We start from the raw sequence: 17,654 nt of genomic DNA, 5'->3' as shown, positions 1-17,654 counted from the left end.
ACAAAGCAGGCAGCGCAACAGACCAACCTGTAGGGGGTCAATTTTGGACGCCGATCCCCCGGCTTAGGGGGTCAATATTGCAGGCCGAATGACAATCCACGCCCGGCTGAGCGATGGCGAGTTTGTTGTGAACGCCCGCTCAACGGCCAGTAACCGGGCGCTGCTAGAGGCGATCAACGGGGGACGCATTCCCCGCTTCGCTGACGGCGGCCCCGTCAGTGGCCTCGCCAGCCCGCCCAACGGCGCACCCATGATCGGCGGCCAGACCAATCACATCACACTCGGCGATATCAACGTCCATGGCGCGGCCGGGGGCGGTCCGGCGCAGAACAAGGATATGGCCATGCAAATTCAAAAGCACATCAGCGAGGGTATTCAGGCGGCTATCGGCAAGGAGTTGAGGACACAGAGGCGGCCCGGCGGCATTCTGCGCCAATAACGCGGACCTTCGACGCAAACGCTATACTGAGTGGTTCAATCATTCAGGGGCCGTCGCCGACTACCAGCTAACAACGAAAACAGCCCCCATCCCGGAGAAGATGGAGGCTGTGTATCAAGGAGAACGACTTGCCATTGCTCAGACGAAAAGTCATCCACAGCGATCACTATAGCAAATCCGACGAGGGTTTGCAGGACGATCCCGAAAAAATATTAAGCGATCTCCTCGCCGATAATGACATGACGCCGATGCCGGAAACCGACGCGGACGTTTTCGTCGGGCTCGATTTCTATTTCCCAGACGCGGCACCATGGTCGAAAAAAGTCACGAGCGATTCCGAAAAGCCGCTGTCGAAAAAAGTCACGAGGCGCCGTCGCCGATCCAACGATCGTGACGCCCAAGTCATTAAAGCGATTCAGCAAAACGAGCTTCGCGCGCCTCGTGCTCAATACCCCTCTTTAGTAGGCACCCTACAACCCCTCATTTCGACCCCATCGACACCGCAAAACCAACCAGTCCCTACCCCATGCAATGAGAACGCCCGGCCGCCTGCATGGGTATTCACAAGCGACCGGGCCAAGCTTTTTGCAGCCAATAGGGCGCTCACTGGCGTTCCCTACGCTCTCTCGCTCAATCTGGGCCTAGATCAGGAAAAAGCCGCCCTAGCGAGTCCCAAGGGCTTCTCAGCCTATATGCGTGGCATGATCGTCCGGGCGCTTCAGCGGGAGCTTGGTTACGTCCCGCTGTTCTGGTTTGTCGTGGATACGACCAGCCAAGGGCGCCTGCATCTTCACGGCGGGATTGTCTGTGACGACAACGTTCTGAACGCCATTGAGCGCGCCCTACGTCATGCAGGGGGCGATTGGGCTTCCCGGAAGCACCATGAGCGCCAGCTTGATTTGACGCCCCAGACCGACCTTGACGGCTGGGTGGACTACGCCCTTGGCAACATGCCCAAGGTTCGCCGGCTGATCTCTGGCAAGGGCGTCGTGATCAGCAACCCGCTTCGGAAGCTCGCCCAAGCCCTGTATGAAAATAAACTTCGAAACCAAAAGTAAGCCAGCGTTGATCATCAATTGCCGGCCGATCGCGGGCTTCCTGCGTTTCCATCCCGGAAGCTCAACAGTCAGCGTTGACTTACAGGCGTTGCCCAGCCTCTTGCCCCGATTCAATCGACCTGCGAATCGGGATTGAGCGGATCACCCGCAACGCAGGAAGCATCACACCATGGCTGAGATTTATATTGAGACCGAAAACTACCGGCGCGCCGTAGCTGCCATCGCAGCAATGACCAATACTGACCCGGACGACATCAAAATAGCGTTCGGCGAGGCAGGCAATATCTGGCCAGAATCGATCCACGCGGTCTCTCTCTGAGGCCTTGTTTTCGGACCAGTGAAGCGCCACATGAGAGCTTAAGAATGGGTAAAAACCGACAAAAGGGCTCAAAAAGCGCTCGATTTCGCCCGAAATCCCCTGAAAACGCCCTTACGATTGTTATTGAACTTTCTGGCCGAATGGCTATTATCTCCGCGTCGTCTATGAGTGGTTGAGCCTTTCGGGGCAATACGGCGAACATGCCAGCTTCGGCTGGTTCCCTGTGGGACGTAAGATGGAACCATGCGGAGTTTAAATACTCCAGAAGTAGGCCCTGCGGGGCCTATTTTCGTTTCAGCTCCACTGTCGGTCCAAAATCCGGAAATCCTCCCTCAGCCTTAGTCTTTATAAGGTCAGCAAATTCGATTGGAGATGCGTATTTCGTCATCTTCTGCGCCGGATATGCGGATTCTATCTTGATCCGGACGTTCACGTTCCCGGTCTTCGCTTTCAAAGCGGTAAAAAAGATCAGATACAAGTCGTCTTCTGGGGTTCGCCAAAAGAAAAAGCTTCCTTTGTTGCTCCAATAAACCGAGCTTCCGACCAACCCCCGAATGTAATCGGGAAGCAGCTTTGATAGCTCATAGCGCTCAATATCAAACGCGCGCTTCTCGAGTTTGTGTTCGTAAACCAAGTCGGGGGTGTGATGTTGTTCGAGTTTGGTGGTGAAGCAATGGCAACCAAACTCGACCAGGACGCGATATTCTTCATCGTCCGCCGCTACGTTGAACTTAAACGGTTCAAGGTGGGGAAGATCGTAAACCGTCCCCTGAATCTTTTTCGACTTGAAGAACGCCATAAGGCGTTCAACCAAAAGATTGATCAGAAGTAAACACAATCAGGCAGGACGACACTTAAAGGCCTGAGGTAACTATCTGAATTCGCTAAACATTACTAAATGTAGTGGGGAGCCCCTTGCACACCCCCCAGAAATACCTACATGGAACCGGTTATCCATCTGAATCTTGGGGACTAGAGCAAGAACAAAACAAGTTTTCTGGGTTCGTTCTCAGAGGGGTTTTAATGGCCAAGGACCGTAAGGGTTCGCGTGGCGTAAGAGGTGGGGAAGACAAACCGTTATTGCCTTGGCGACCGTTCCCTGAACGGCCGTTGGGTATGTTTGTTGAATTGGTTATTCAGCATTTGAAAGACACCGCGCAGCCAGAGACGATGGAAGCGCTGTATCGGAACCAAATCCCAAAAGACGTTGAGTTCTACATCATCAAGAAAGATATCGTTCTTGATGGCAGGAAAAGGCCAGAGGGTGACAACGCACCCTGCCCAATGTGCACGTCGAACAAGTTCTTAACCGGCGCGCTCATTCATGTTCCAAGCCTTCAATGCGTTGCGGTCATCGGCCACTGTTGCGCCGACAAAGAGGCCATGGCGAACGCTGAACGCGAATACAAGTATCGCACCAAGCGCGACTATGAAGAGAATTATCTCTTAGAGTGTTTACCGCTGGTGGAAGCCCGCATGGCTGTCCTTCTGGATCTCAAACCGGCAGCGGCGGAAGCACAGCGACTCTATCGGAAGTTCAAACATAATTTGCCGATGGTGCATTCTCTTTTGCGTTCAACCAAGCACCAATACAGCGGCAGCCTTATGCTTTCCGAAATTATTCGCGGCGGCGAAGATGACGAGATTGACAATGACTACTTCGGCCCTGCGGGTTTTCGAGGCCGAGGCAGCACAGATATCGAAACTCGCGAGCATAATTTTGGCACGCTGAGCGGCGCGCTCGCAGTCATCAATGAGTATCACCCCGTAAAGGAGCTAGAAAATATCATACGACAATTGGAATCCGTGGACAGCCTTCCCACCGAGGAAGCTGCCATGGAGTTCATTTGCGCAATCAGCGAAAAGCAGCGTCACGCGGGCGTCGCAATCATGGAGGGGATTGATAAGGGCGTCTCAAAATTCGCTAGCCGCCTACGAGAATTTTCGCAATTCTTCACGCGAGAAAATGCTGAGGTTCTGAACGCCTTTGGAACAAGTCGACTCAACAGTCTGCATTTTACCGTGACGTTCGAACTTCTGCACAAGCGCCCGAGCTTGCGGATCAAACATGGCTCCAAACTATGCAAACTCGACGTGGGACCGCAATTCAGTGCTTTGAATTTCTCATGGCCAGTCCCCAGCAAACCTAGTTGAGCCCCGGAAACGCCACCGCCTCAATCATCTTGACGCGCTCGCTCAAGATGCCTTCCGGCAAAATGCCATAGCGCCCGGTGGTTGTCGCCTTGGTATGGCCCAGCAACATATTAAATTGCTCGTCCAGATATCCGGCATCACGAAACGCATCGGCAATGCCGTGGCGGAAGCTGTGAAAATTGACCCTCTTGTCCACCTTAACACCGATGCTGCGAAAATAGTCATTAAAGAAGCCGGACGGCACACCGGAATAGAAGCCCCGCGTGTCCGGCTGGAGTTGCGGAAATAACTGCAATTCACCACTTGCAACCATGCTGGCGTGATACTCGATTAGGCCGAGCTTGATCAGTTCGCTATGGATCGGCACGACGCGCATTGATCCGGCTGTCTTTGTCGACTTGAGCGGCGATCCCTCTTCCGTAACGTGCATCACCCAAACGCCGTGAATTTGGCGAATGTCGACCGTCGATAACTGCGCAATCTCGCCAAGCCGGGCGCCGCTGTAGAGACCAATCCAAGGCATCCAATATCGCCAGTCGCGCACCGCGAGGTTGCCGGGCTTGTGTTCCTGGCCCTCGCCCATGCACGTTGCGAACAGTGGCGAAGCGAAGATCGTCTTAAGCTGATCGGCAGTGAACGGAAAGCGCGTCCGTTTCCTCTTATCGATCACGAGATACATTCCCGCGCATCACGTCTTGGTCGATATACTCATTCTGCAACAGCCATTCGGCGAAACTGCCCACGGCAGACAAGTATTTGTTGATCGTCTTTTGGCTGATGGTCGGCTTGCCGATCGCGACATTGGCATCGATCACCTTACGGAACGATAGCCCGGCGAACACCTTCATGTCGGCCGCCTTCAAGGGCCAGAGCGCCAGCTTGTGCTTCCAATCGCGAACCGCTTTTTTCGTGACTGCGGTAATGTGTGAGGTTTCACCGATGAACTCGGCAAACAGCTTCACAAGCTTTCGGTTCTGCTCCCATGTGTCCGGTCTCGCCGAACCGGCCTTTTCGGCTTTGAAGCGATCATACAATTCCATGATCGACTCGCCCGGCACGGCGAACCGGTTGCCCATGGTTAGATCGGGCGGCCTCACAAGCTCATCCGTCGCTACGCCATCGAACTTGCCAAGGTCGCGCTCAGCGGCCCGTTCCAGCGCCTGAATCTGGGCGCGCTGCAAGCGCTGGCAAAGGTCGCGGTAGGCAGGTGATCCTCTTTCGATCAGCAGCCGATCGCGTTCGATAGCCTGATCGGCATAGGCTGAAATCAGCGCGGTCTCGCCTGTCGCGAGGTGCTTCCGGTATTCAGCCAGCAGAATGGCCCGGCGTTCGCGGTCCATTTCGGCCGCGTCTTTCATCATAATGATATCCATGGTCACGCTTAGCTGCGCCAGCGGTTCAGCGGGCCACGCGACCTTCCCTGCCTCGATATCGGCCTGTAGCTCGCGAGTGGCTTCCTGAACCTTGGCGTCAGTCGGTAAAGCCGCCCGCCTAAGCCGGTCCCGCTCAAGCTCACCTTCGTATTGGGACCACACGGCGGCCTGTAGATCGTCCGGCGTTGGCGCCCGGCGCTTGAGCAGTTCGGCGAACTCGGCGCGCCATTGGATCAGCACCGGCAGAACTTTTTCGCGGGCCTCACGCGGGTCGCGGGTGCCTAGAGACTTCCAAAGCTGCTTCCTCTTGAGCAACGGCTGAACGTCAACCGGCACCTCCATACGGGCGTAATACATCGAACTGCCCGGCCGCTTGACCACGTTTGAAGCTAAAGACATAAGAATCCTCGTAACACCATCCCGTAACAGTTACCCGTAACAGTCCGGCGATACAAGACATTGAAAATATTAGTTTTATTGAATTCTTTAGGCTTTTGGCTGGGGGCCTCAGGGTCCTAGTTCCCCAGCCAGCGCATAAGCCTCTGAATATATTTCCATTTTGCGAAGAAAATGCCCCGCCGAGAGGTGCTTTCCCCATCCATGCAGGGGAAGCAGAGCAGCTTCAGGACCCCGGCGGAAAGAACACCAGCGGCCCGGGCCTCGATGCTCTCCCGCGGCGGAGCGTTCGGTGCGAGCGGGTTCTCGAACGACGTATGAAACGACAGTCGGGCGCGCAACCGATTTTCCAAAAATCGATTTGACCGGAGAAAATTGCAGCTCGCGGCTTTTTTCAGCTCTGGCCGTTGCGCAGCGACAATGACGCAAGGCGATGATGGATCTACTGCCACCATTTCTGCAACCCGCGCATTGAGCAGATTGGGATACCAATTCTACCGCGGCTGCCTCTGCCCTATCTTATCTCGGGAAAGCCGAGGTCGGCGGCTTCGCGCTCATATTCCGCCAGACGTTCGTAGGCGCCGAAGTCCGGCACGGAAAAGCCAGCGAGTTCCAGCGTCCCACGTATGTCTGCGGTCTGCGGATCGTCGATGATCTCATGCAGTGCCTCGGCGATGGCAACCGCATCGGAGGCGGTCGTTTTCACAGAGGTAACAAAAGGTAACGACGGACTGCTTACAGTCTCGTCGAGTATGCGATATCGCTCCGCGACGACCGGCCGGAATTTTCTGAAAAACCCCCAGGTCACGTTATCGACCGAGCAGACATCGATGCTGCGGTCGCCGAGGCGTTCGAGACTCGCGACGTGCCCTCCGGTCATGACGACCGAAGAAAAGAACGGCTTGCCGCCTGCAATCCGCGCCAACGACAGTCGCGGCAGGTTCATTCCGGAGTTCGACAATAGACTGTTGCAACCGAATATCCGCCCCCGCAAATCTTCCAGGCGCTCGGCCGCATCATCAACCCGAACCATGAAGAAGGCGCGATGGGTCGATCCTGTACACCCAGGCACCGCATAGTGCGGCGTGGCGAGCATGATACCCTGATCGCGATAGTGCTTGAACAAGGGATAGCCGCAAATCTGGGTGAGGAAGATCGTCGGTCCGACACCCTCCAGCGTCGGGCGCCCTTCCCCCTCCAGTTCGACGTCAGTCGTATCGACGCCCCTGGCGCGAAGCTTCCGCTGCAAAGCCATCCAGAAGGCAGCGTTGGCGGCAGCCATTTCGGGAAGACAATACATCGGCAGGCTTGCCGTCCGCGTCATTCCGAATTCCCGCTGGTGCGGCTCGGTGGATGTATCGGGATGAAGTTCGGCGTCACCAGCCATCGTCGCGCGATCTCGCCGTAACCTCGAAATACGAAGCCGCCATTATGCGCCTGGATGCGCTCACGATGTTGCCGCCAGACCCGAGGTACTTTCCACCACGGCAGCGTCGGGAAGACGTGATGAACCACGTGAAGGTTGTTCCATAGAAACAACAATCCGAACACCCAGTTCGACTCGACCACCGCCGTGCGTTCGCCGGGCCGTTCGCCCCAGCGGTGCTCGGTGAAGCCGCGCATCATGCCAAACACCAGACCGGGATAGACGAACACCACAAGGTACTGCACAACGGATATGTCGAACACTTTCGTCACGAGCAGCAGCATCAAAGCCAAGCCCACGAAGTGACGAGCCCATATGCCGGCATTTGCCGTATCGCCGGCAGCCATCTTGCCAACTTCCTTGATGAAAAGCCGAGGCGTCCGCAGCAATGGACCGAGAAACAGCCGGCCCAGGAAGGTCTGGTTGACGATCAGAAGCCACCGCCAGAGATCGCCGTAGTCCTCCCAGTCCTCCTCCTCGTGATAGTACGACTCGGTATCCTCCCCCGGATAGGTGAGATGGTTGTTGCGATGATGCTGCGAATGCGAGCGACAGTAAAGCTCGAACGGAAACCAGATACCGAGCGGCGGCCAGACCAGCGCGCGACGCAGCCATCTCGGCAGACCCCTCATGCTGTGAATGGCCTCGTGCTGCAGCGAGAAATGCCACTGCACGACATAACCCGCCAGCGGGGCTGTGATCCACCACGGGACATACGCATACGACGCGAGCAGCGACAGCCAACTCGTATAGATCGCAGCAGCGACAACAAGCGTCGGCCCGTCATGCTGCTCGAACCATGATTGCGAAGCGGAATGTTCGGCAATGGCGAGCGTCAGGCGTTCCGCCGCATCCTCCGAGCTAATGACGGATCTGGCGCTGCCAACTCCAATTCCATGGTGAAAATCCGCAGCCAAGCTTAAATCGGTCAACGGCACGCGTCCTCCGCCACGGCCAAGATCGATTGTGCACAGGTCGCGTAGCCCTCACCTGAACATCATCGCCAATAACGGCGGCGTCGGACGCTCCTGGGAGCAAAACGCTGGCAGACGATGAAGCTCCGATCCAGCGAGGTCAACGAAATGGCTTTTCTAATCTGACAATTGGCGCAGAACTTCACTCTACAACCTCAATCACTTCTGGTCGTTCATTCCGACGCAGGAATAGAACGCATACAAAAGCGGGCAATCGGAAAACAGTTTTCTCAGGCTGTTTCGGCATCAAGGGGGCTTACCAGGATGGCAGCACCGCTCCCTTGAACTTGGTCAGAACGAACTCCCTCACCTCTGGCGTGTGATAACTTTCAACCAGCAGCTTGACCCAGGGCTTATCCTTGTCGACGGCGCGAACTGCGATGAGGTTGGTGTAGGGCCCTTTCGGATCTTCGCGAAGAATAGCATCCTTGACCGGATCGAGGCCCGCCTCGGTCGCGTAGTTGGTATTGACCGCGGCGGCATCGACGTCGTCGAGGGTCCGCACCGTCTGTGCAGCGTCCACTTCCACGACCTTGAACTTTCTTGGATTCTCGATGATGTCGGCGACGGTCGGCTTGAATCCGACGCCCGCCTTGAGTTTCAAAACGCCCTTTTCCTGCAGCAAGAGAAGCACGCGGCCGCCATTGGTCGGATCGTTCGGTATCGACAATGTGCTGCCTTCCGGCACGGCATCCCAACTCCGGTGTTTCTTCGAATAGATTCCAATCGGAAAATTGACCGTCAGCCCGACAGCTTCGATTTTATAGCCACGGTCCGCCTTCTGGTTGTCGAGATAGGGTTGGTTTTGAAATGAATTCGCCTGTAGGTCGCCTGCTTCCAGCGCCGCATTGGGCATCACGTAGTCGGTAAATTCGACGATCTTGATGTCGAGACCCTTGCTGGCCGCGATCGGCTTCACCGCCTCGAGTATCTGGGCGTGAGGGCCTGCTGTGACGCCGACGGTAATCGTTTCGGCCGAGACCGCGCTTCCGAGGACGGCCAAAATAGCCGCCGAGACGACGAACTGACGTAGCAACATGATTTATCGGCCCTTCGCGAATGGCTAATTTCAACAATTCAAAGATGCACAGCGCCCGCCGGCCAGCCGTCGGCCGGCGCCAGCGGCAACCGCGGCGGCAAACTCAATGGCCGTAACGGCTGCTTGTCTACGATCCCGGCGTCCAGTTCCAGACGATGTCCTTGACGGTTATCGCTTTCGGAACGAGGCCGAGTTTCAAGAACCTGTCAGCCGTCGCTTGCTGGGTCGCGATGATCTTGTCCGTCACCGGTGTAACCAGAAACTCCGACCTTGCTACCGCGCGTGCGAGAGCTTCCGAATCAAAGCTGGTCGCCTCATGCAGCGTCTTCACGATCTCTTCTCTGTGCTGATCGGCCCATTTCGACTCCTGAGCAAATGTCTGATTCAGCAACGCCACGATATCCGGATGGAGCCCGGTAAAGTCCTTGTTCGCGAGGAAAAAGCCATTGGACTCCTCGACATCCTTCGCCGATGCCAGAACGCGCACCTTTCCCTTCTCGGTCAGCGCCAGATAAGGATCCCAAATCGTCCAGGCGTCGAGGCTGCCGCCGGTAAACGCGGTCGCGCCATCCGCGGGCGTAAGATAGACCGGCGTGATGTCTGAATAGGAAAGGCCGGCCTTTTCGAGAGCCGCGACCGTGGTGTTGTGCGCGCTGGAGCCTTTGGCGAAGCCCACCTTCTTGCCCCTGAGGTCTGCCAGGGTTTTGATCGGCGAATTCTCGGGAACCACGATCGCCTCGTTTGCGCCGGCGGACGGCAACGCAGCCACGTACAGCAGATTGGCGCGCGCGGCCTGCGCAAAAACAGGTGGAGCGTCGCCGGTATACCCAAAGTCGATATTCCCGGTGTTGAGTGCCTCGAGTAGCGGCGGGCCGAATGAGAACTCGACCCACTTCACTTCGATACCACGCGGCTTGAGCGCATCTTCTACGGTGTGGCGCTGCTTCACCGCAGGAAAAATACCTGCGCGCTGAAATCCGATCCGCACTTCCTTCAACTGCTGCGCGACGGCGGATGTTGAGGCAATGCCGATCGACCCGAGCAAAGCCAGGGCTGCGCCAACGACGAGGGCCCGTCCGTTCCATGACATGTGTTTTTGCTCCGTCAGGGGTTTGCGACGCTAGATCGCGAAGACGGAACTCTATGCGCTTTTGTCCGCATTGTTGTTTCAAAGATGAAATCGACAATGCAAGATTTGCGATCCAAGACGCCGCAAAGCAAACGACTTCGTCTCTGCTTCGGTTGCTCCACGAAGGAAATGCCGGCCGGATCGATTTTTGTTTTGACGAACCAGCTTTGCGTCGCCGTGCAGACTGTACTGCAACGATGCACGGCGACGTTGTCAACTGACGTCACACTGCCAATCGACTTCCTCGAACCCCGATGGTCGAGGCAGAGAAAGTCTCAAAGGCTACGACATCGCCAGGATTATGCGGCTTCCAGGGCCGGAACCGGCAATGCGGTGACGGACTTGATTTTTTCCATGGCGAACCGCGACGTCACATTCTTCAATGCGACCGCGCCGATCAGCTTTTTATAGAAAATGTCGTAACTCAGCATATCCGCGACCACGACACGCAGCATGTAGTCCACGTCGCCGGCCATGCGGTAAAACTCCATGACCTCAGGCATCGCGCTCACGGCCGTGGCAAATTTCTTCAGCCACTCATCGGAATGGTCACCGCTTTCCACCGATACGAATACGGAAAGCCCAAGCCCGATCTTGTTTTGATCGACCAGCGCGACCTTGCCGGTGATGATGTTCTCGGCTTCCATCCTCTGAATGCGCTTCCAGCAGGGCGTCGACGACAGGCCAACGCGCTCCCCGATCTCAGCCACCGAAAGCGACGCGTCCTCTTGCAGGACCCTCAATATCTTCCGATCAATCGCATCGATACGACGCGGTGGATCTGACAGCGCAGCAACGACATCGCTCATATTTGGAACTTTCTTCTAATACCTATGATATTGGAAGCATATATAGAATTATATTCTACGCAAGCCGAATTTAATCGCGTCAAATGGCAGCCCGGAAGAAAGTCCTGCTGCCGATCCCATCCGCCGTAGGACTTTTCGATTGGCCGATGGAGGCATGAGCCGTGACAGCGGCCCGTCGGCACGACCGAGGCGCTCAAAAACGGTGAGACTCCAAAACGATCAGCGTCCGGCTGCTATTCAGTGGCCGATCGATACGTCCGCGTTTTTACGCAAGGACGATTCAATCAATTCACTTCCCATCGGCACATCGCCGAATGTCTGGAGCACATCCAGGGTCTCACCGGAGACGCTCGACCGACGAAGGGCAACCGAGCCGACGTTCCCGAACACCGTCAACAGCCTTTGCGCACACATGATGGCCGCGCGCTCGTTGATGCAGCGCACCGGCGTGCCGGCGATCACATCGTCGTCAATCACAACAAATGGCAACGCTGCAAATCTCGGGAATTGGCTCGTCATTCGCGCTCCCTTGCTTTAACTGACTTCAATAGACCGACGGCCGATCGACAGCGATTTGACGACACTCACCCATATGCCGCGCTTTGCAATGCCGCGAGCGAGGCAATCGTCGTCAACGACGGCACCGATGACCGCTTCAGCATTTCAATCAGAACGCAGGCATACAAGATCGGCATCGTGATTCTCTTTTCAGCTGCATCCCTGAAAGCTGGGTCAGTCCGCCGCTGCTGGCAAGACACTCTTCAAAAAAGCGATAAACCGCTCATGTCGTCCGCACACAACAGAACGATTTTCTGATTTCGCTCGGCACGGCGACTGCATCGCGATGGTGTCGGACGACGCGGCCGCACCGAAGTTAGCGGCTGTGACCGTCGCCGGCCAGCCGACCTTCACGGCAATCGTGGCCCAGGCAAAAACGACTCCGCAATTTCCTTGCACGAGCAGCGGCGGTTCCGAGCACGACTTGATTGAGATCGACCAAACAACAAACTTTCATTTCCTTGACCGCCTGCACATCCGCCGATCAAATCCATCGAAGGGCACGTTACCAACCAGCGAGGAAACAACGATGGCTAGCGGCATCTATGACGAAGTCGTTTCCGCAAATGGTACGTACGCCGCCAGCTTTGGCGACAAAGCAAAACTTGCCCTGCCACCAGCACGGCGCTTTGCCATTCTCACTTGCATGGACGCCAGGCTCGATCCCGCGAAATATGCCGGACTCGCCGAGGGCGACGCGCATGTCATTCGTAACGCCGGCGGACGCGCATCGGATGACGCCATTCGCTCCCTCGTGATTTCACACAAGCTGCTTGGGACGCGGGAATGGTTCGTCGTTCATCATACCGACTGCGGGATGCAACTCTTTACGGGAGAGATCATCGGCGACTTGCTTGCGGATAATCTCGAAACGGCGGAGCATGATGGGAAGAAATGGTTTAACCCAAAGCATGGCGGCGGTTCAGTTGCCGGGCAATACGTTCATTGGCACACCTTCGAAGACAACGCGAAAAGCGTGACAGAGGACGTATTGAGGATTCGCCATCATCCTCTCGTCCCCGGACATATCCCGATCTATGGCTTCATCTACGATGTCAAAACGGGACGGCTCGACGAGGTTGCCGATGCCACGGCCGCCGGCAAGCCAAAGGCTTGATCCCGACATCCGCTAAATCTTCACACGACGCGGATTGGCGACACCAGGCAATGGCTGTACGTGGATCCCCGCGCCGAGATGGTTGCGGCGAAATTCTCGTCGCAACCGCTCCCCGTCTGCAACGACATGAAACGTTGGAACCTGGCTCTGTTCGGCACGATCGCAAAAATCGTCTAGACTGGTGGGCTATCGCGCTGAACCAGACCGTTAATCCGTATCAATACATCGATCTAGGTCGTCTTTTCAGCCGCGCCGGTGGCTCCATCATCGACATGTAGATCAAGCATGTCGGCGCCCGCCTAAATCGCCCCAAACGGGATTTAGTCAGCAAATCCCGCTCCGGGCAAAATAGCGTCCGTCTTCCGGAAAATAGGGTGCTTTTTATATCCGGCATTTGCGAGCCAACCGGCCGGGGTCGGTCTTTCTTTCTGGAAACGCCGATACAGCACGCCAAACCAAAGTAACAGGGCGAGGAATGCAAACGGAACGTGGCTGCCGACCGTGAGAAGCTGTGCATAGGGTGAGACCAACAGCCCGGCTACCGAGGCTAATTCAAGCCCGTCCCATCCGTCACGCCAGTTGCGTGCCAGCAGCGGAATAATGGACAGCATCAGCAGCGGCGTGTCGTAAGACAATGAGTACGGCGTTGCAAGCAAGGTCCCCGCAGCCAGCAGCGCCAGTCGAAGATCAAGCCCCCCATCATCTTTTCGCAATTCCGGTTTGTTTGACCTACGCTGCCAGAAAACCTGGATGATTACGGTCAGAACCGCAATTGTTACGGCTGCCTGTAAAACGCCCGCGAGAGCGGCCGGCATTCCAGCTCCCTGCAACGCGACATAGGGACCGAGTGCAAGTTGCCGTATCTGATCGTAGCCCCTGCCCACAAATTGGCCGAATAGCTGGCTCATGCGGAAGTAATCCGTCCAGATCGCGGTCCCAAGCCACATCGTCGAGAGAACAATCAGGGAGAGGACGGTTGTCGCTGCGGCCGCGATCACGCGCCACTGACCGGACGCTATTAGCGCGAAGGGCATCAGCAGCCCCATCTGTGGCTTGATTGCCAAAAGGCCGATGCAAATTCCTGCCAGAACAGGACGCGTTGGCCAGAAATACGCCGCCCCGAGAAAGAATACGGCAATGAACGCACCCGTCTGTCCGCTAAACAGATTGGCACTGAGAAAGGGCAACGAGAACGCGATAAGGACGGCGTAAGCCTGTATTCGCCGCCAGCTATTCTCGCAAGCTGGATTGGTGCGATAAGCCAAGCCGGAGCGTTTCGCCAACAAAACGATCAAAGCAAAATAGAACGCCAGCGGAACGAGCGACCAGGCCAGGACCGCCTCGTTGTACGTCGCATCGCCCAACAGCCATAATCCAACTAAGGTGAATGGTGGATACACGAACCAGGAGATGATGCCTGTCGTATGCGTCGACAGGATTCTCTGCCTTGTATCAGGATCGTAAATAGCGGCGATGTCGCCGTGCCGTACCCGATGTGCCGCATTCCAAAAACAGATGAAGTCGCCGCCGAAGCGCGAGCCATTGGACATTTCGTGGAAATACATGATCAGATTGACGCTGGCCTGTGTCGCCAGGCACATCGCAAACAACAGCAGCAATGGTCTCTGCAACGGGCTCATTGGCCGGAATTTTAACTGCTGTTCCTTGCCGGGGGCTTAAGAAGGCACCTCGAATTGACCAGAACCCTCTCCCGGCAACTTCGTGATGGCATCAATCCGCCAGGCATTTCTCTTCACGCAACGCAATTGGCATTGGTCCCGCGGCTTTGGCACACGACAGAAACGTCGGTACACCAACTTAATAAATTTTAATTCGTGATTTCGGTGCCGCGCCGCTACGAGCAATCGCGATTGATTTTTCTCACGTGTAACGTGGCTTCCCCCGTCAAAGGTCATCAGTCGTCTTGCGTCTGCTTCGGAGCGAACGAAAGACCTATGTCCGGATCGGCGCCGAGCTGATGCTGATCGAGGGCTACGCGCGAAGCCTGCTCCGGTTTCGCAGTCCGACGAAGCCCTGCTGATCTGCCAGCCGATCGAGTGAGCACGGATCAGTTGGCCCCGAACACCGCCTTCCACGGCGGCGCCAGATATTTCGCGAACACGGACGCCGGCACCGCGAGCCGAAAATCGCCGAGCACGTGCGGCCAAGCCTGGCCCGCGCCATACAACAGCACGATGCCGTTGGCGGTGGTCTGTCCCTTGGCGTAGGTCAGCGCATAGTTCTTGAGCTTGTCGGGATCGGCGCCGATGCCGTCCTTGGCGACATCGGCCTCTGGTCCCGGCTGCTGGCCGCTGCGCTGAACATAGGTTTTGGTCCAGGCTTTTGCGGCGGCATCCGCGATCGCGCCGAGCGCCGCTTTGACCTGATCCGGCGCAAACAGCGCCTCGACCGGCACCGCACGGTTGGCGTGTTTGTCCCAGACCAGCGTCTGGAAGGCCTCATTGGGATGCGCGCCGCCGGTATCGGCGTTGGTATCGGCCGAAAGGCTCACGACCGCCTCGCTCTCGAAGGTCACGCGCCACACCGTGTCGATGCTGTAGGGATGGAAGCTCGGGTTGTCCTGCTTGTCCTCCTTGGCGTCGCTCTTGGCCTGATCGGCATCGCTCTTGTACAGCGCCAGGATTTTTTCCTTGAGCGGCGCGATCGTCATCGCGGTCGCGGGTATCCGCAGATGCAGTTCATAAAGCGGCGACTTTTCCGTCGCGTCATAATCGGCGCCGAACGCGGGCGCCGTGGCCGATGCCAACAAGACAAAGGCCGCGGCGAATGATTTCATCATCAACTAAGTCTCCTCAGGGTCCGACCGAAAAGCGGTCGATAGAATCGGGTCACCGAAAAGTTCGTCATGCCCGGGCTTGTCCCGGGTATCCACGTATTTGCCGAAGCAAAGCAAAAAAGACGTGGATGGCCGGGACAAGCCCGGCCATGACGAAAGCGATTGATCGGCGCGATCAGGAACAGGTCGTGTCCATATTGGTGCAGGCCTGTCGGGTCCAGCCGCTGCCTTTCCTCACATGCACTTTCAGAAACTCGCCCCAGCAGCCCAGCAAATCCACTTGCTGTTCTCCCGGCGCGTGGAGGTCGACCGGCTCGCTCTTGACGTCGTGATCGCGATAGATCGCGCCATCATTTTGCATCCCGCTGACGCCGACCACGCTTTTATGCAGATACCCCTTGCCGTGGAAAAGGGCTTTGCCGTCCGGCCCGAGATCGGCGTTGATGAGGTTGGCGCGATCAATCTCATACCAGTCACCGAGCTGGCCGGTGACGTGCACCGCGATCCAGCCCTCGGCATTGGGATTGCTCAGCGACGCGATCACCGTCCCGCCGGGGGTGGCCCTGACATGGGTGCCCTTGGGATCGGTGTCGATGATGTCGACGTGGACGTCGCAGGCCTGCCGCTCGGGGGCCTGGGCCAGACAAACGGCGGTTGGCGTCAGCGCCAGAAGCGCCGTGGCGAAAGCGGACAGAAGTTTCATTGCGATGTGATCATCCAGAGTTTCGATCGGCCCGCGGCGGTGCTACCTTCCGTTGGTCGGCATCCGCCGCGATCCGGTTCGAAACGCGCACCAGAAAATTCAATGCGCCAATCGCACGGTCTTTCGGCGCAGCGTCACCGCCTGCGCCAGCGTCTCCAGCACCTTGACCGTGGTGTCCCAATCGATGCATCCGTCGGTAATGCTCTGGCCGTAACGAAGCGCCCGGCCCGGCATATGCGTCTGCCGGCCGCCAACCAAATTGCTTTCGATCATCATGCCGATGATGCAGCGGTTGCCGGCGGCGACCTGATCGGCCACCGCATCGACGACGTTGGGCTGGTTTGCCGGATCATAGCCGCTATTGGCATGGCTCGCGTCGATCATGACGCAGCGCTGCAATCCCGATGCCTGCAGCGCGCGACAGGCGGCTTCGACCTCCGCGGCACCGTAGTTGGGAGCGTCGCCGCCGCGAAGAATGACGTGGCAATCCGTGTTGCCCGTCGTCGAAGCGATCGCCGATTGACCGTCCTTGGTCACCGCCAGGAAGTGATGCGGCTCGGCCGCGGCCTTGACCGCATCGACCGCGATCTTGACCTTGCCGTCGGTACCGTTTTTGAATCCGATCGGACAGGACAATCCGGAGGCCAGTTCGCGGTGAACCTGGCTTTCGGTGGTACGCGCGCCGATCGCGCCCCAGGCGACCAGGTCGGACAGATATTGCGGTGCTACGATATCGAGAAACTCCGAGCCGACGGGCAGACCGATCTCGTTGACCTCGAGCAGCAGCTTCCTTGCGATCCGAAGGCCGTCATCGATCCTGAAACTGCCGTCGAGATCGGGATCATTGATCAGTCCCTTCCAGCCAATCGTGGTTCGCGGTTTTGCAAAATAAACCCGCATCACGATTTCGAGTTCACCGGCGAGACGATCTCTGAGGACTTTCAGGCGCTGTGCGTATTCCATCGCCGAGAGCGGGTCATGGATCGAGCAAGGGCCGACGACGACCGCGAGCCTGTCGTCGTTGTGATGCAGTATACAGCTTAGCGCGGCGCGCGAATTGGCAACCGTCTCTGACGCGAGAGGCGCCTGCGGGAATTCGCCGATCACCCGTCTCGGCGTGATCAGGGCCTTGATTTCTCGGATGCGGACATCGTCGGTGGAGGGGGTCACGTGAAGTCTCCTTGGGGAGCGGCGGAGTCTTCCGGCGGCACAAAAAAGCCGCCAGGAAACCGGGCGGCTGGTTGAACACGATTGGCTTGATGTCAGATCAAACGCGTGCCTTCCGCTGCCCGGGGCTTTGGAAATAATAAAACCAGCTATAAAACAGGTTTGCGGCGTTGATCATGACGGGCGCTGTCTATCG

The 17,654-nt window shown here is 57.1% G+C and carries 18 protein-coding genes; 5 read left to right on the top strand and 13 right to left on the bottom strand.

The features are described from left to right. The first annotated feature begins 88 nt into the window (after positions 1-88). From GSQ88_RS22930 to GSQ88_RS22920, 3 genes are all read left to right on the top strand, one after another. Complete coding sequence (locus GSQ88_RS22930) at positions 89-439, top strand: hypothetical protein (protein ID WP_159010039.1); 351 nt, start codon at positions 89-91, stop codon at positions 437-439. Positions 440-567: 128 nt separating this feature from the next. Then, positions 568-1,497, top strand: coding sequence for a hypothetical protein (locus GSQ88_RS22925; RefSeq protein ID WP_159010038.1), 930 nt, complete (start codon positions 568-570; stop codon positions 1,495-1,497). A gap of 169 nt (positions 1,498-1,666) precedes the next feature. Continuing rightward, complete coding sequence (locus GSQ88_RS22920; RefSeq protein WP_159010037.1) at positions 1,667-1,816, top strand: hypothetical protein; 150 nt, start codon at positions 1,667-1,669, stop codon at positions 1,814-1,816. Between the two features lie 283 nt (positions 1,817-2,099). Here the strand turns inward: GSQ88_RS22920 and GSQ88_RS22915 are convergent, their stop codons facing one another. Continuing rightward, entirely contained in the window at positions 2,100-2,615 is a 516-nt protein-coding gene (locus tag GSQ88_RS22915) for a YjaZ family protein (RefSeq protein WP_159010036.1), read from the bottom strand. 224 nt (positions 2,616-2,839) lie between these two features. Between GSQ88_RS22915 and GSQ88_RS22910 the strand changes: the two genes are divergently transcribed. Beyond that, a complete protein-coding gene (locus tag GSQ88_RS22910; protein WP_159010035.1) occupies positions 2,840-3,970 on the top strand; it encodes a hypothetical protein in 1,131 nt (376 codons plus the stop codon). Here GSQ88_RS22910 and GSQ88_RS22905 read toward each other — a convergent pair. From GSQ88_RS22905 to GSQ88_RS22870, 8 genes are all read right to left on the bottom strand, one after another. After that, positions 3,963-4,649 (bottom strand): site-specific integrase, encoded by a 687-nt coding sequence (locus tag GSQ88_RS22905; RefSeq protein ID WP_159010034.1) that lies wholly within the window; start codon positions 4,647-4,649, stop codon positions 3,963-3,965. The two genes, GSQ88_RS22910 and GSQ88_RS22905, sit on opposite strands and share 8 nt — an antisense overlap. Next, on the bottom strand, positions 4,630-5,742 hold the full coding sequence (locus GSQ88_RS22900; protein WP_159010033.1) for a DUF6538 domain-containing protein: 1,113 nt from the start codon (positions 5,740-5,742) through the stop codon (positions 4,630-4,632). The genes GSQ88_RS22905 and GSQ88_RS22900 overlap by 20 nt, the downstream gene beginning before the upstream one ends. A 511-nt stretch (positions 5,743-6,253) precedes the next feature. Next, positions 6,254-7,063 (bottom strand): phosphate/phosphite/phosphonate ABC transporter substrate-binding protein, encoded by an 810-nt coding sequence (locus GSQ88_RS22895; RefSeq protein WP_246784940.1) that lies wholly within the window; start codon positions 7,061-7,063, stop codon positions 6,254-6,256. After that, positions 7,060-8,103, bottom strand: a complete 1,044-nt coding sequence (locus GSQ88_RS22890; protein ID WP_246784939.1) for a fatty acid desaturase — start codon at positions 8,101-8,103, stop codon at positions 7,060-7,062. The genes GSQ88_RS22895 and GSQ88_RS22890 overlap by 4 nt, the downstream gene beginning before the upstream one ends. 292 nt (positions 8,104-8,395) lie before the next feature. Further along, positions 8,396-9,178: a MetQ/NlpA family ABC transporter substrate-binding protein gene (locus GSQ88_RS22885; protein ID WP_159010032.1), complete on the bottom strand. Its 783-nt coding sequence runs from the start codon at positions 9,176-9,178 to the stop codon at positions 8,396-8,398. A 127-nt stretch (positions 9,179-9,305) separates the two neighbouring features. Next, a complete protein-coding gene (locus GSQ88_RS22880; protein WP_159010031.1) occupies positions 9,306-10,268 on the bottom strand; it encodes an aliphatic sulfonate ABC transporter substrate-binding protein in 963 nt (320 codons plus the stop codon). 338 nt (positions 10,269-10,606) lie between these two features. Further along, positions 10,607-11,116, bottom strand: coding sequence for an Lrp/AsnC family transcriptional regulator (locus GSQ88_RS22875; protein ID WP_159010030.1), 510 nt, complete (start codon positions 11,114-11,116; stop codon positions 10,607-10,609). 237 nt (positions 11,117-11,353) lie between these two features. Then, positions 11,354-11,635, bottom strand: a complete 282-nt coding sequence (locus GSQ88_RS22870; RefSeq protein ID WP_159010029.1) for a hypothetical protein — start codon at positions 11,633-11,635, stop codon at positions 11,354-11,356. Positions 11,636-12,203: 568 nt separating this feature from the next. Between GSQ88_RS22870 and GSQ88_RS22865 the strand changes: the two genes are divergently transcribed. Next, the gene (locus GSQ88_RS22865) at positions 12,204-12,791 is read left to right on the top strand and encodes a beta-class carbonic anhydrase (protein WP_159010368.1); all 588 of its coding nucleotides are present in this window, start codon (positions 12,204-12,206) and stop codon (positions 12,789-12,791) included. 320 nt (positions 12,792-13,111) lie between these two features. Here the strand turns inward: GSQ88_RS22865 and GSQ88_RS22860 are convergent, their stop codons facing one another. The 4 genes from GSQ88_RS22860 to GSQ88_RS22845 all read right to left on the bottom strand — a co-directional run bounded on the left by GSQ88_RS22860 (position 13,112) and on the right by GSQ88_RS22845 (position 17,461). Next, positions 13,112-14,410: a glycosyltransferase family 87 protein gene (locus GSQ88_RS22860; protein WP_159010028.1), complete on the bottom strand. Its 1,299-nt coding sequence runs from the start codon at positions 14,408-14,410 to the stop codon at positions 13,112-13,114. Between the two features lie 449 nt (positions 14,411-14,859). Beyond that, positions 14,860-15,591 (bottom strand): DUF4163 domain-containing protein, encoded by a 732-nt coding sequence (locus GSQ88_RS22855; RefSeq protein WP_159010027.1) that lies wholly within the window; start codon positions 15,589-15,591, stop codon positions 14,860-14,862. Positions 15,592-15,763: 172 nt separating this feature from the next. Then, positions 15,764-16,291, bottom strand: coding sequence for a hypothetical protein (locus GSQ88_RS22850; RefSeq protein WP_246784937.1), 528 nt, complete (start codon positions 16,289-16,291; stop codon positions 15,764-15,766). A 99-nt stretch (positions 16,292-16,390) separates the two neighbouring features. Then, the gene (locus tag GSQ88_RS22845) at positions 16,391-17,461 is read right to left on the bottom strand and encodes a 3-deoxy-7-phosphoheptulonate synthase (protein ID WP_159010026.1); all 1,071 of its coding nucleotides are present in this window, start codon (positions 17,459-17,461) and stop codon (positions 16,391-16,393) included. Positions 17,462-17,654: the final 193 nt, after the last annotated feature.

Source organism: Bradyrhizobium sp. S69 (assembly GCF_009766005.1).
GTDB lineage: Bacteria > Pseudomonadota > Alphaproteobacteria > Rhizobiales > Xanthobacteraceae > Bradyrhizobium.
Note: the sequence above shows the minus strand (reverse complement) of the source record. Positions and strands in the feature narration are given on the sequence as shown.